Here is a 14,329-nt window from a genome sequence, read left to right as displayed (position 1 = left end):
AAAGGCTTATCAAGCATCTAGATGAACTTGATAAGCCTTTAATATAAAACATTAAGTTAGCCTAAAGAACAAAACGTACACCTATCGCTACGCCATCATCTTCTGGTATACCCATCATCTCTTCCTGCACTTTATTGGTACTGTCAAAGTTACTTAAATCTTTACGCCCTTCAAGATAGAAAATAACACTGTTATTCCAAATATAGTGGCCACCTGCAACGAGTGATTCACGCTCAAAAATATCGCCGTTATAGGCAGCCTCATACTCATCACCAGCCTTTAAAATATTGTATGAGAGGAAAACCTTGAAATCACCTTCAAATAGATAGGAAAAAAGTGACTCGAGACCGGTTGCATCAGGGATCATACGTCCAAGGTTATCTGTATCGTGGTATTCTTGTTGGTTAGCATTGAGCGCTGCATAAACCCCTTGATCGTCCCATGACCCCCAAGTCACACCACCACCATAAACATAATCAGTTTCGGTCAGTCGCGAACCATTAGAAGCTCTTGCTTTAAACTCACCAAAGTTAGCACCCGCTGTGAATGTTAGTCTATCGGTTGCATCTAGAGTAAGACCCGCACCATAGGTATAGTTATACTCTACATGAGTCACTGTTGTTGGAGTCGTTACCATTGCAGCAGCTTGGTCTACCGGCTCTATGACATCGAAGGAATCATCTTTTAATTGCACCTGCAGCGCAAAACTAAACATACCGAAGCTATTACGGTACTGCACCGCTTTATCGGCACGGCCTGTACCATTAAAGGAGCCATCTCCTTGATAAGTGTACGTACCTGATGCATTACCATCCCATACAAAGCCATAGTTAGTATTGTAAACAACGTCATACCATGCGCCCCACTGCTTACCTATTGCGAGAGAGCCTAGCTTGTCATTACTCACACCAACATAACCTAAACGGTTGCTCAGAAAATTATCTGTGGTTGTCTCAAAGAAACTCTCACTGCTATATGACAAGTTGGTGTCACCAAAGGGGTTTACCCCCCACTCTAGCTTGGCATAAGCCTTCCAGTCATCAGACATTTCACGGGTAAAGCCAATATTGACTCTAGAGCTACCGTTTACGACTTGAGTCTGACCTTGGGTATCAATAATACGAGCATCAATATAGCCGCCAATTCCTATAGAGTTTTTATCATCCTTATAGATTTCAACAGCAAGAGCCGATGGCATTAAAACCATTGTGGCAAGGGGGAATATTGCTAGCGCTTTTTTCATGGGATCTCCAACCTTGGTTATCAATTTATCAATCCGTTCAGCGAACATCCTAGCTGGCATCGTATCGCGCTTTGGCACGAACACACTTCAGCACTCGCTAAATAAAAAACATAGCAAACAAATGACTTAATACAAGTTTGAGCCCCTGAAATTCTCAGGAATGAAGGCGATAGCTCCATACCGAGAATTAGGCTTAGGTAGTAATTAGGTAGTAATCAAAGCGGGATTAAGCGAACTGCTCAACAAGATAGACTTGATTCTTGCCAGAAAATTTAGCCTTATAGAGTCCTTTATCTGCTTGATGGATCAAATCAGTCAAACTCATTTGAGGAGATTTTAATCCAGCGACTCCTAGGCTCACCGTTAATTCAATAATCACATCATCAAATTGAAATGGTTGTGCTGCGATCCCCTCACGTAAGCGTTCAGAAATAGCAGATGCCTCCGCGTTACAGGCATCAGGCAGGATAATTAAGAACTCTTCACCACCAATTCGACCAATTAAATCGCCCCCTCTCAGCCAACGGGCACCGCGTTTAGCAACGGCTTTAATTGCCAAATCACCAATATGGTGACCATATTGATCATTGATCAACTTGAAATTGTCGATATCAAAAATAATCACAGCGAAGCAACTCTGCTTCTTAATTGCTTTATCGAGCATTCGCTGGCCAAATTTAAAGGTATGTGCGCGGTTAGCGATACCCGTTAAAAAATCAGTTTGAGCACTATGCTTAAAGGCTTTACGAGATTGCCACAGAAACAAGATTGCAATTAGGAGCACCATAGCCACCAAGAAAAAGATGCTTAGCCTTAAGTCATAGATCCGTGCTTTATCCGCTACCGCCGCTAAGCTCAGCTCGTTAATCGCCAACTGGTTAGCTAACAACTGATTCTCAAAATCGGCCAGCTTAGCGCTATGCTCTAGCGCTGAATCGATCACCTCATTGTCGATAATCTGCTTATTATTTTGTCGTTCCTCATCGATCACTTGGAGCAAAGTATTCATCGCAGGTAAATATTGATGCTGCTCAAATGCAATAATAGCGTCTGCAGTTAACATCATGCTGGACATATTTTTAGGGAAATTCTTGTCTTGCCTAAATACGCTTGCCATTTGCGCCGCTTTTTTTACATCACCTACACGCAGATACGCTAAGGAAAGAAACTGATAGCTACTGCTAATAAAATACTGCTCACGAGTTGTTTCTTTCAAAGATATAGCATGCTTAAGATGTTCTATTGCTTCTACATAATGATGTGTCGCTAACTCGACTCGCCCAGCATTTAGGTGGGCAAAAAAACCAAAATCTGCAAATTCAGGTGTAGATCTAACCAAAGCAAACTGTCGTTCAATATTGTGTCTCGCCTTCTCCCAATCCCGCAGCTTAATCGCCTCGCTGATCATGTTATGCAGCATATTAAACATGTCTTGAGTATCATCGACCTCACTCCATGCCTGGTAGGCTTTTTCAAAATTCATATAGCCGCGCTTATGCAGACCCACGGTGCGATAGAGAGAACCAGTCGCATTATAGATCATCGCCTTACGGGTATGATTTGCACTGCCGTCGGTGTTGATAATCAGCATAGCTTCATCAAGCAAGGCGAGCCCTTGATGAACGTTGGTGACTTTGTTATAGCAAAATGCATTCTGAGTTAACGTCTTAGCTAGCAGCTCGTTATTACCTTGCTGCCTAGCGAACACCAAGGCCTTTTTTCTATCGACACAATAAGCCTCGGGATCGTTAGTCTTTAAGTAGAGGACGAAAGAACGTTCGAGATGACTTTCAATGAGTAGATCCGATACACCTAATGGCTGCATCAGTGCAATCGCCTTATCATAGCTGGCTATCGCCTGATCTAGCTTACGGTTTCGCTCATATTGCTTGCCATATAAAAAACGTAATTGGGCTAACTCTTGAATGCTGGCGTTGTCAGCGTCGAGTTTAAACTGACCAAGTAAGATCAGCGCATTGGCAGGAGATGAGTCTTCAAGATCTTGCTCTAATTGAACAAAAGGATCGGCTGCATATCCGCATAGGCTCGTCAAAGAGGTAAAACTCACCAGCAAAGAGAGTACCATTATCTTGAGCCATTTTTTTACTGTGTACACCCGAAATCCAGATTATTTACAATGAACCTCAAGCAGCTTAACACATCGAAATACTATATTTACAGTGCTGAATTAAAAGACATTATTTGATAATGGATCCAGTCAGAAAAATAGCGATTTATCACAAGCTATCACCATAATTAAACACAAGAGACTAGTCGATAGGTTTAAAAGAAGGTGCTAGGTCTTAGGCAAAGCCAAGGCGGGAAAGGCCGGATAAGAGCCGATAAAAGCTAAGACGAAAAAGCTAAAGCGAAAAAACCATTGTAGGTCGGCATTTATGCCGTCATCGACGATGGGCTAAGACGGACAAGCAAAAAAGTAAATGCAGCCAAACCAGCTTAGTGCTTTGGCTGCATCTGATAGGGTTCGCTAGTCTTAAACCGCTTTATCCAGTGCCTGCGCCACGTCGCTAATAATGTCATCGATATGCTCAATCCCCACAGAGATGCGTACTAAGTCTTCACTGACGCCCGCCTTAGCAAGCTCACTGGCATCGAGCTGCCTGTGAGTCGTCGACGCTGGGTGACAGGCTAACGACTTAGCATCGCCGATATTGACCAGTCTTAAAATCATCTGCAGCGCATCGATAAAACGGCCACCAGCGACCTTGCCATCATCTGCTTTTATGCCGAAGCTGATGATCCCCGACGCTTTACCGCCAGTGATCTTGTGGCAGTTATCTTGAAAGGGGCTATTTTCCAGCGCGGCGTAATTAACCCAGCTCACCTTAGGATGAGACTCTAAATACTGGGCCAATGCCAAGGCATTTTCACAATGGCGCTCCATTCTTAATGCTAGCGTTTCTAACCCTTGTAACAGCAAGAAGGCACTTTGAGGCGATAACGCTGCGCCGGTATTACGCAGTGGCACCACGCGGCAGCGACCGATAAAGGCGGCTGGGCCGAAGGCTTGGGTATAAATCACGCCATGGTAAGAGGGATCCGGCTCATTGAGCAGTGCAAAACGCTTAGGCTCTGCCGCCCAGTCAAACTTGCCGCTATCGATTATCGCGCCACCTATGGTGGTGCCATGGCCGCCAATATATTTGGTCAGCGAATGGATAACAATGTCGGCGCCATGTTCAAATGGCTTACACAGCACCGGAGTCGCCACCGTATTATCAACAATCAGAGGAACGCCGTGCTTGTGAGCGATTTCGGCTAAACGCTGTAGGTCGACAATATTGCCCGCGGGGTTACCGATAGACTCACAAAACAGCGCCTTAGTGTTATCGTCAATCAAGGCATCGAGCTGTTCGAAATCATCGAATGCAGCCATACGCACCTCTACGCCTTGGCGCGGCAAAGTATGAGCAAACAAATTATAGGTGCCACCATAGAGCTGACTGGTACTAACGATATTGTCGCCCACCTGAGTCAATGCTTGAATCGCATAGGTAATCGCCGCCATACCCGATGCAAGTGCGAGTGCTCCTATGCCGCCTTCTATCGCCGCAAGGCGCTGCTCGAGCACATCTGTGGTGGGGTTCATGATGCGAGTGTAAATATTACCCGGTACTTTCAGATCGAACAGATCGGCGCCATGTTGAGTGTTATCGAAGGTATAGGAGGTGGTCTGATAAATAGGAACGGCTGCAGCCTTAGTGGTCGATTCCGATTCATATCCGTGGTGCAGCGCTAAAGATTCGAGTTTCATCGCGTCATATCCTATTTCATTGATTGAAATAGCAACATAACAGCTGGCCATCTAGAAGTCTAAATAAAAATACACCACTCACTAGATGGCCGATAGAGGCGATGGTCCAAACGGGATTAGATCTGCTCTAGCATCTGTGGCTCAAACTGCTCCGGAGTAATGGTTAAACCCAGTGCCGCAATTTTGTTATTTAATTGCGCAAGATCATTGTCGACCGTGGATAGTGTCAGCGTGTTGTCATCGAGCGTGTAGACCTGCTTTAAGCTGACAAAATAGAAACTCAAGATAATAAAGGCGTTCACCTCTTCATTGTCGGCGGCTAGTTTTATCTTGGCCAACTTTCGATAAATTTGATTATGTAGCTGCTTTAAGCGCCAAACGTAATACACCTCGCGCATAAAAGGCTTCTGCTTTTGGGTATTGAGTACGCCACCACAGGTGAAAATGGCGAGAATGACACCCATCAGATTCAGGTGAAAGTTACCGGTAGACTCGCCGCTTACCGCCTCGGTTGCGCCGAAAAAGTGGATCAATACAGCGCCGTATACTAGCGCCAATATCGCCAGACTCGCCACAAAGCTCATGATCACTAGATTGGTATTCTTACGGTAGGTTTGTTTATCAATATCCATCAACTGCATGATTCATCTCTTTTATTATTTGGTCTTCCACAATGACTTGTGCCTCTCAAAAAGCACACACTCATTAAGTACGTTAGCGCGATCGCGTCACCGATTGTGTACTAGAGCTTAGCATTGAAAGCTAAAGCCTAAATGAACTTTTGTTAAATTAAATTGCTGCACCGCCCAGCTTATGAACAGTTTGCAGTAAGTGCAAATATTGAAAAGGCTTTGTGTTTTTCCGCCAAAGTTGGCAACTTAAGCCATTACTTAAGAGTTGACTTAAATAGCGATAACTAAGCCAACCGAGTTCACAAGTTTCATCATTTACTCGATTAGCAGTAAAAACATCTAGACGTCTAAATTGACAGACGTCTTTCGATCTCATATCCTCTCAACTATTGAGATGTACCATTCTATGATTTAGCAAACACTAATGACTAGTCTGTTCCAGCTAGGAGGGCGATGGGAACAATGGTTCGAAGATAGATTGAAGATAAGAGAGATAACATTGACGACTTCCAGTAATGCCCAAAATGCTGCAGCGACCACTGCACCATCGTTTTTAGCCCTGACGCCACTATTTCTGTTCCTTGCACTTTTTATTGGTGCAGGCGTTTACTTTCAAAGCCAAGGCGTAGATTTTGCCTTTTATCAATTACCAAGCGTAGTGGCAATTTTACCGGCCATTATTTTTGCCATTTTGATTTCAAAGCAAAAACTTAACCAAACGATTGAAACCTTTATCGCAGGCATTGGCCACTCAAATATCATCGCCATGTGTATGATTTATTTGTTGGCGGGTGCCTTTGCCGCAGTCGCTAAAGCCACTGGTGGTGTCGATGCCACTGTCGCCTTAGGTCTGTCGCTAGTGCCATCTAACTTACTGCTACCAGGCTTCTTTGTGATAGCGGCATTTATCGCAACAGCCATGGGTACTTCAATGGGCACCATCGCAGCGGTAGCGCCGATTGCACTAGGTGTCGCCAACGAGGCACAAATTGACTTAGCCATTATGGCGGGTGCGGTGATCTCGGGCGCACTATTCGGTGACAACTTATCGATCATCTCTGACACCACTATTGCAGCCACTCGTACTCAGGGCTGTCATATGAGAGATAAGTTTAAAGAAAACCTTATCTTTGCTATTCCTGCTTCAATCATCACTTTAGTGATATTTACCCTTGCAGGACAAGGCCAAGCGGATGTTGCCCCACAAGATGTCGACTTTATCAAAGTCATCCCATATCTAACGATTTTATTCTTAGCCGTTGCCGGTGTTAACGTATTTGTTGTACTGACAATCGGTATCTTACTCGCGGGCGTTACAGGCATAACCACTATGGATTACGGCGTGATCCAGTTCGGTCAAGATATCTACGCGGGCTTTGGTAGCATGCAAGAGATCTTCATCCTGTCTATGTTAGTCGGTGGTTTAGCGGCACTAATGCAGCAGCAAGGTGGCTTAGCGTTTGTTAGCCAACAGATTGAAAAGCTAATCGGTCGTTTCTCTAAAGCTAAAGGCGAAGCATCATGCCGCGCATCAGAGCTTGGTATGGCAGCTATTGTGGCAACGACTAACACTTGTGTGGCAAATAACACGGTATCGATTGTCGTTACAGGCGATATTGCTAAAGACTTAGCACAGAAGCATGGCGTTACACCAAAGCGTGCGGCCAGTATTTTGGATATCTTCTCCTGTATCATTCAGGGTCTTATCCCATACGGTGCACAGGCGCTATTAGTGGCCTCAACCTTTAGCCTATCTCCGCTTGAAGTTGTCAGCCACGCTTGGTACTGCATGATTTTAGCAGTAGTCGCCGTTGCGATAGTCATCTTGCGCAAACGTCATTAATCAGGCTGTTTACTCGTTCGCGGTAAAAAAAGTGTGTTCAAGATGAACACTCTCATATAATTAGAGGAGTACATGTAGATGTGCTCCTTTTTTTATTGCTCATACACAGAGCATTGCTAAAACTAAAGAATAATAACTTAAATTGCGAAGGCAAACATGGACGATAAATTACAGCACCAATCGATACAGTATGATCTTCACCGCTTAGTGGTGTTGATGATTTTTATCGGTGCCTCAATTGCAGCAACGGGCGTGTATTTATCCGTCTGGTTTGAATATCAAAATATAGGTATCGACGTCTTAAATCATCGCGCCGATTTTCTTGGAGACTACACCAAAACGCCCTATGCCTTTATCTACAATATGTCCTTAATGGTTGCAGGGCTTTGTACTTTACTATCGATGACAGGTTTATACCTGCTACGGCTCAGCTCCTTTAGTCGTTACTTGTCGCTTAGCGGCTCTGTAGTGGGTTTATCTATTGTCTTAATGGGTATGTTCCCCATTAATTACCTTGAAGTTCATCGATTAATATCGACTTGCTACCTCATCGGTACGGTAGTGATGTTTTTTCTCTGTATAAGCGACAAGTTTAGTCATAATTCAGTTTGTAGCTGGCCAGTATTCTTTTTAAGTGTCCTAGGTTTTATCGCTGCATCTGGGCTGGTGCTTCAACTTAACTGGCACACCTTAGACTATACCCCTTGTATCAATCACACGATTAAACAGCATTACTGCTGGGTTGCTATTACTATGTGGACCCTGACCAATATCATCATGCTTTGGTGTCTTGCATTCGCTTGGAGCATACGTAATATTGCGATTAAAAATTACCTAGAACTGTCACAGCGCTACTTAGCTGGAGAGTATTAAGCCCCTCATGAGACTCGCAAAATACCTTGCCCTAACCGGCTGTTGCTCCCGTCGTGCGGCGACCCGCTTGATAAGAGACGGCCAAGTTCGCATTAATGACCGACTCGCAAATCATGTCGATAGCGTCAGCCTCATCGACACCCCAGAAGGACAGCGCAGCGCCGAGCAGATCTATGTTAACGATGAGCTCGTTTGCCCTATCGAAGCCAAGGCCTATTGGTTGTTTAATAAATCCGTCGGCACAGATAGCCGCTTGCTCGCTCATCTACCAAACAGTCTAATACACCTTTTGCCAGAGACACCGCGGCTCTACCCCATCGGCCGTCTCGATAAAGACAGTCGTGGCTTACTGATCTTAACCAACGATGGTGAGCTGACCCATAAGCTAATGCACCCCGATTTTGGCCATGCTAAGACTTACCATGTGCAGCTCGACCGTGATTTTGATGATGCTTTTCTGGCAAGCATGGCCGCCGGGGTGAGTTATAAGGATGTCACCACCTTGCCGTGTATCATGCAGCGTTTAGCTGCTGATAAGTATCAGATTACGTTGACCCAGGGGCTTAATCGTCAAATACGCCGTATGTCTCAGGCTTTGGGGTTTAAGGTTATCGACCTTAAACGGGTATCGATTCAGAGTTTGCAGTTAGGGGATTTGGCAGAAGGGTCGATGAGACCTTTGAGTTCTGCAGAGTTAGCAGATTTGTTGGCTTCTGTAGCTTGCCCAGAAAGCAGCGCTTGAGCTTGGAGTTAGACTTTGTCTAACAAGTTCTGTTGGAGGTAATCAAGCTGCGCTTGATTAGCTTACAATGGTTACACGCAGTCTAACTGAAAGCTCAATACCAACCTTGGGCGTATGACCACCACCAAACAAACCACCAAAGATCAAAAAAGCCGAAACACTTTCATGTTTCGGCTTTTGCATCCAAAAGACCTATCTAACCTTGGTCTATAAGGTTAATTAACAATTTCCATCTCTTCTAATAGGTTATCGGCATTATCTAAGTACTTCATTACCCAAAGCATATAACGGCTATCCACTTGGATAGAACGGTTAGTCTCAGTATCGTAACCCCAGTCACCGATAATGCTCTCGTACACACCGTCAAACAGCAGGCCAACCAACTCGGCGCGACCATTCAAAGTGGGTGAACCAGAGTTACCACCAGTGGTATCGAGAGTCGATAGGAAGTTAACTGGCACTGAGTCCAGAGACTTTACATAGTAATCACCGTACTGCTTGTTCGCGATAAGCTCTAGCTCTTTAGCCGGTGCGTTAAACGGCTCAACACCCGTGTCTTTCGCTAAAATACCCTCTAAACGAGTAAACGGCTCTGCGTAAAGGCCATCTTCAGGTGAGTAACCTTTCACATGACCCACGGTCACACGTAGGCTTGAGTTGGCATCGGCGTAAACTGGCTTACCTAGCTCGCGGTTATAGGCGATGATGGCGTCCATATACATAGGACGCACCTTCATTAGCTCACCCGCTAACTGCTTTTTCTCTTTTTCACGCTTCATGCGCTCGTCATAAGTCGCTACCGCGTACTGAATGAACGGGTCTTTTGAGTTGTTGAACTCAACTACAGACTTCTCCATCCACGCTAGGCGCACTTCTTTATCAGAAAGCGATGTGTTGGCGTACATCTTATCAAGGGTCTTGTTGAGCTTAGCCGCATCGAAGTTATCGGTGATCCCAAAGGCTTTATCAAACGCGGGTAGGCGCTGATCTTTCGGTAGCGCTGCGTAGCGAGTAATGAGATCCGCTAGCATGGCTTTATCAACACTGGCCGCATAACGGCGCTCGATACGCTCCATGCCCGAGGTAAAGCGAGTCATATCACGGTCTTGGTAACCTGGCTCACGCTCCATATCTGGCAGGGCTTTTTCATTGGCGAGACGATATAAGCGATTTGCCGTGCTCATCATGGTGCTGTAACCCATGTAGCCTAGTAGTAGATCACGCTCTTGGTCTTGCTGGCTCTTGGCGATTAACTTATCCAGCTCTGCGAGCACTTTACCGTATTGCTGCTTACGCTTGCTGTCAGCATTAATCCAGTTAGCCAGTTTTTGCTCGAGCGCCTTACGGTCATCAAGCATGGTTGATTTGCCGTAAAACTCGATCATCGAGGTGAAGTTTTTAGCATAGTTAGCAAGGCCTGCAATTGAGCTTTCATACTTGATGCGCTCATCGCTGCCCTCTGGCGCGGTTTCTTTGATGATCTCGATTAGGCGCTCACGTAAGACTTTACCTTCTGGATACGACCACTCAAACTGGTTTTCCACTTCGTAAGCGGTGCGGTAACGGTTGGTACGGCCGGGATAGCCTGCGACCATCACGAAATCACCTTCGCTGACGCCTTTAGCCGAGACTTTCAAGAAGCTCTTTGGCTCAAATGGCACGTTGTCTTTGCTGAAATCTGCAGGCTTGCCATCTTTCGATACATAGGCGCGGTAGAATGAGTAGTCGCCTGTGTGACGTGGCCACATCCAGTTATCGACATCGCCGCCGTACTTACCTACGCTTGCCGCTGGGTTATATACTAGGCGCACATCGCGAATTTCTAACTGCTTAACTAGGTAGTACTCGAGGCCGCCGTGGAAGCTGTATACCTTACAGCGGTAACCGTCCTCTTTCTCACATTCGGCCACTAAGCCTTTCTCTTTTTGCTCTACGCCTTTGTAAAACGCATTACCGATTTTGTTTTCAAGGCCATCTTTTACCTTGTCGGTCACATCGACAACGCTTTCTGTCACGTAGACACGCGAGCCTGGGGTTGCCGGCAGCTCATCGGCAAATGTCTTAGCGAGAAAACCGTCACGAAGCAGATTGTTTTCTGGTGTTGAGTTGTACTGGATTGAGCCGTAAGCGCAGTGATGGTTAGTTACCACTAGCCCTTTGGGTGATACAAATGATGCCGTACAGCCGCCAAGGCTGATCACGGCGTTCATTGGAAATTCGGTCAGTTTTGAAATTGAGTTAACGTCAATTTCTAATCCCTTCGCTTTCAGTTCGTCTGCCATGGCAGGAAGTTGATGAGGCTGCCACATACCTTCGTCAGCTACGGCACCAAAAGAGGTTGCGATAGCCGCTGTCAAAAGCCATTTTTTCATTTTATAAGTCCATTTCTTATTTATTTATTTATATTATTTTTAAAATTTTTGTTGATTGCTTGTCTCTCGATATTCAATTTATAGCACTTGGATAAGCCAGTTATAGCGTTAACCCCGTACTATTCTTGGGCCGTAAAAAGCAAAAAAGCCGAGCCCAATATTTTCATATTCGTGCTCGACTTTATCATAGGTGGCTGCGTTGATAACAGCTTCTGAATTAATCTCTTACAAAGCTATAACTTTGTATAGGTAAGAGTCGCTAAGGTTGTTACAGACTGATGCTGTCATTTATTAAAGTGCAACGATTAAAGTGCGACCCATAGCTGAGCCAAGATAATAGTTAAACCCGCAACGGCCGCTAAGCCTAGCGCCGCGTTGCCACCAGATACCTGATAACCACCCAAGTTTTGCTTACGTAGGCCCAATGCCATCGCTATCGGTAGGAAAATAATCATCACTACCAGTGGAATTGCCGCAAAGCCCAGCACCTTGAAGAAGCCATCTGGATAGTAAAGGGCACACAATAGCGGTGGTATAAAAGTCAGTAACCAAGTCTGTGCACGTCCCTTCCAGCTCTCTTTCGCGCGAGTCAGCTCGGCAACATAATCAAACAGACTCATGGTTACGCCAAGGAATGAGGTCACCAGCGCAAGGTTGGCGAACAGATCGATAAAGTGCTTCAGGATTGAAGACTCGGCAACGCCTTGCAGCGCCGTTACTAGCAGTGGCAGTGAGCCATCAAACTCATGAACCGTTTTGCCGCCTAACGTACCCAAGGTCACCACTAGCCACAGGATATAGCACACTAGCGGAATGGTTGAACCGATAATCAATACCTTACGCAGCGACATGGCATCGCCGTCTAAGTAACGCACGATAGTGGCGATACAGACATGGAAACCAAAAGAGGTAAACACGATTGGAATAGCCGCCAGCCATAGGTTAGTCAGATCACGCCCGTCGACTAAGCTATCGGTAGTGTTGGTCATCATCATGCCCATGTCGACTTCTGGCATCAAGTACGCGACGACAACGACCAGCAACGCGATCATAGTGGTAAACAGCACACGTGAAACTTTATCAATCCAGCCGACACCAACGGCAATAAAACCACCGAAAATCAAGGTGAACAGCAGCACTGCAAACTGATTGTCCATCTTCATGCCAACCAGTTCCATTTTAGACTCAAGCAGCGAAGAGCCGCCCATCAGATAGACCATGGTAAGCGCAAACAACAGGCTTAAGAATGAGCCGCCTTGAATAAGCTGACCTAGCTTACCTAAGGTTTTACCCGTGATGCTATGCAGGTTTAAGCCAACACCAACACGTAGGTTAATTTCAAGCATTAATAGGGAGGTATAGATAGATACACCCCAAATCGTGATAAGTAACAGCAGCGCGGGAATGGTACCTAATGAAGCAGTAGCCAGCGGTAATGCCAACATGCCACCACCAATTGCCGTTCCGGCAACAATGGCGATAGAGCCAAGTATTTTTGAGTTCACAAAATTGTCCTGTTAAATTTTATTTATTTATTTAGATAGGTCAGATTTAGAACGACTTTGAGGGAGAGGATTTTGCAAGCTAACAATATCATTAACAGCCCCCAATCGAATCTGGTCATCATCGACCTTGCGATTCCAATTGGCCCCAACGGCTAGTTAAATAATACGTGTATTCACCTTATCAACATAGCCACTGAGGCTGGATAAATCGTGGAAAATACAGATTGAATTGCTTCATTACGGCTCTACTCTAAAATTGACTGAGTTGACATTAACAGCTGCGCCCCCTGCTAGCAAGCCATCTAGAGCAGTTAAAACCAACTCGGCACGAGTTGGTAACATAGCTGCAAAACTTAAGCAGCAGTTACATTACGTTCCGCTTATTTTGCTAGGAATTTCACGCCACACACTCGCTAACATTGATAAAAACAAGCCAGTCGCTATAATGCCGCCTCCGCTTCAGGGGAGTAGCTATCGGTAGAGTGACTCAAGGATTACTTAAGTCTTCTACTGAGTATGTATCAACATAATTGGCCTAATGCCATGGTGCATACAGCAGCTTGATGTGCAGCAGCACATCGAGTTTGCCCAGCAAGACCTGAGCACCGCACCTCTTAATTTGGGGAAGAGTTGCAGTGCTTAGAGTTTGCTATTTGCCCCCATTATAGGATTGAACCTTGGAAGCCCTGCTCGCCTCGACGTTTACCGTTGCCATCGCCGAAATCGGTGATAAGACTCAGCTATTAGCGCTTATCTTAGCCGCTCGCTTTAAAAACAAGACAGCCATTATTCTCGGCATATTTCTATCGACTCTAGTTAACCACTTTGCTGCGGCATGGCTTGGTCAATGGGCTATCTCTTGGATCAGCCCTGAAACGGGACGCTACTTAGTTGCCGCCTCTTTCTTTGCCATCGCGCTATGGGTATTAATTCCTGACAAAGTCGATGCAGAAGAAAGCCATTTCTATTCAATGGGGCCATTCTTAGCCACCTTTATTTTGTTCTTTATCGCCGAGATGGGCGATAAGACTCAGATAGCCACCGTAGTGCTATCGGCCAAATACGACGCCTTAGCCATGGTGGTGATGGGCACGACCTTGGGGATGCTCATTGCCAACGTACCTGTGGTCATTGCCGGACACTTTAGCGCCGAGAAGCTTCCCATGAGCTGGATCCACCGCGGCTGCGCAGTCCTGTTTGCACTGCTCGCTGTCGCGACTTTGGTTTTTTAAAGAAGAGCCGAACCGAGACGGCTTAAGCTGGGACGATACTGGCTAAGACGAACAAACAAGAAGTAAAAAGCCTGTGAAGATAAACTCCACAGGCTTTTTCTTTTCCGGCTCT

11 protein-coding genes are annotated in these 14,329 nt (G+C 45.6%); 4 read left to right on the top strand and 7 right to left on the bottom strand.

Annotated elements, in window-relative coordinates:
- Positions 1-61: 61 nt before the first annotated feature.
- The 4 genes from SHAL_RS03790 to SHAL_RS03775 all read right to left on the bottom strand — a co-directional run bounded on the left by SHAL_RS03790 (position 62) and on the right by SHAL_RS03775 (position 5,659).
- Positions 62-1,243 (bottom strand): porin, encoded by a 1,182-nt coding sequence (locus tag SHAL_RS03790; protein WP_012275868.1) that lies wholly within the window; start codon positions 1,241-1,243, stop codon positions 62-64.
- Positions 1,244-1,469: 226 nt separating this feature from the next.
- Entirely contained in the window at positions 1,470-3,359 is a 1,890-nt protein-coding gene (locus tag SHAL_RS03785) for a GGDEF domain-containing protein (RefSeq protein WP_041415833.1), read from the bottom strand.
- 378 nt (positions 3,360-3,737) lie between these two features.
- The gene (locus SHAL_RS03780) at positions 3,738-5,018 is read right to left on the bottom strand and encodes an O-acetylhomoserine aminocarboxypropyltransferase/cysteine synthase family protein (RefSeq protein ID WP_012275866.1); all 1,281 of its coding nucleotides are present in this window, start codon (positions 5,016-5,018) and stop codon (positions 3,738-3,740) included.
- Between the two features lie 116 nt (positions 5,019-5,134).
- Positions 5,135-5,659 (bottom strand): DUF3087 domain-containing protein, encoded by a 525-nt coding sequence (locus SHAL_RS03775; protein WP_012275865.1) that lies wholly within the window; start codon positions 5,657-5,659, stop codon positions 5,135-5,137.
- Positions 5,660-6,074: 415 nt separating this feature from the next.
- On the opposite strand from SHAL_RS03775, the gene SHAL_RS03765 reads away from it, so the two are divergent.
- The 3 genes from SHAL_RS03765 to SHAL_RS03755 all read left to right on the top strand — a co-directional run bounded on the left by SHAL_RS03765 (position 6,075) and on the right by SHAL_RS03755 (position 9,108).
- Complete coding sequence (locus tag SHAL_RS03765; protein ID WP_012275864.1) at positions 6,075-7,493, top strand: Na+/H+ antiporter NhaC family protein; 1,419 nt, start codon at positions 6,075-6,077, stop codon at positions 7,491-7,493.
- 156 nt (positions 7,494-7,649) lie between these two features.
- Complete coding sequence (locus tag SHAL_RS03760) at positions 7,650-8,366, top strand: DUF998 domain-containing protein (RefSeq protein ID WP_012275863.1); 717 nt, start codon at positions 7,650-7,652, stop codon at positions 8,364-8,366.
- Positions 8,367-8,373: 7 nt separating this feature from the next.
- Positions 8,374-9,108 (top strand): RNA pseudouridine synthase, encoded by a 735-nt coding sequence (locus SHAL_RS03755; protein WP_012275862.1) that lies wholly within the window; start codon positions 8,374-8,376, stop codon positions 9,106-9,108.
- A gap of 57 nt (positions 9,109-9,165) precedes the next feature.
- On the opposite strand, the gene SHAL_RS23555 is transcribed toward SHAL_RS03755, so the two are convergent.
- From SHAL_RS23555 to SHAL_RS03745, 3 genes are all read right to left on the bottom strand, one after another.
- Positions 9,166-9,291 (bottom strand): hypothetical protein, encoded by a 126-nt coding sequence (locus SHAL_RS23555; protein ID WP_263053411.1) that lies wholly within the window; start codon positions 9,289-9,291, stop codon positions 9,166-9,168.
- 32 nt (positions 9,292-9,323) lie between these two features.
- Positions 9,324-11,480: a S46 family peptidase gene (locus SHAL_RS03750; RefSeq protein WP_012275861.1), complete on the bottom strand. Its 2,157-nt coding sequence runs from the start codon at positions 11,478-11,480 to the stop codon at positions 9,324-9,326.
- 305 nt (positions 11,481-11,785) lie between these two features.
- A complete protein-coding gene (locus SHAL_RS03745; protein ID WP_012275860.1) occupies positions 11,786-12,985 on the bottom strand; it encodes an amino acid permease in 1,200 nt (399 codons plus the stop codon).
- 677 nt (positions 12,986-13,662) lie between these two features.
- Between SHAL_RS03745 and SHAL_RS03740 the strand changes: the two genes are divergently transcribed.
- Positions 13,663-14,217, top strand: a complete 555-nt coding sequence (locus SHAL_RS03740) for a TMEM165/GDT1 family protein (RefSeq protein WP_012275859.1) — start codon at positions 13,663-13,665, stop codon at positions 14,215-14,217.
- Positions 14,218-14,329 lie beyond the last annotated feature (112 nt).

Source organism: Shewanella halifaxensis HAW-EB4 (genome assembly GCF_000019185.1).
In the GTDB taxonomy this organism is placed as follows: Bacteria; Pseudomonadota; Gammaproteobacteria; order Enterobacterales; family Shewanellaceae; genus Shewanella; species Shewanella halifaxensis.
This window is presented reverse-complemented; position numbering and strand designations above follow the sequence as displayed.

Coding starts and splice junctions, on each gene's coding strand:
- SHAL_RS03790 (WP_012275868.1), bottom strand. CDS start 1,243: ATGAAAAAAGCGCTAGCAATATTCCCCCTTGCCACAATGGTTTTAATG.
- SHAL_RS03780 (WP_012275866.1), bottom strand. CDS start 5,018: ATGAAACTCGAATCTTTAGCGCTGCACCACGGATATGAATCGGAATCG.
- SHAL_RS03775 (WP_012275865.1), bottom strand. CDS start 5,659: ATGCAGTTGATGGATATTGATAAACAAACCTACCGTAAGAATACCAAT.
- SHAL_RS03765 (WP_012275864.1), top strand. CDS start 6,075: ATGACTAGTCTGTTCCAGCTAGGAGGGCGATGGGAACAATGGTTCGAA.
- SHAL_RS03760 (WP_012275863.1), top strand. CDS start 7,650: ATGGACGATAAATTACAGCACCAATCGATACAGTATGATCTTCACCGC.
- SHAL_RS03755 (WP_012275862.1), top strand. CDS start 8,374: ATGAGACTCGCAAAATACCTTGCCCTAACCGGCTGTTGCTCCCGTCGT.
- SHAL_RS23555 (WP_263053411.1), bottom strand. CDS start 9,291: ATGCAAAAGCCGAAACATGAAAGTGTTTCGGCTTTTTTGATCTTTGGT.
- SHAL_RS03750 (WP_012275861.1), bottom strand. CDS start 11,480: ATGAAAAAATGGCTTTTGACAGCGGCTATCGCAACCTCTTTTGGTGCC.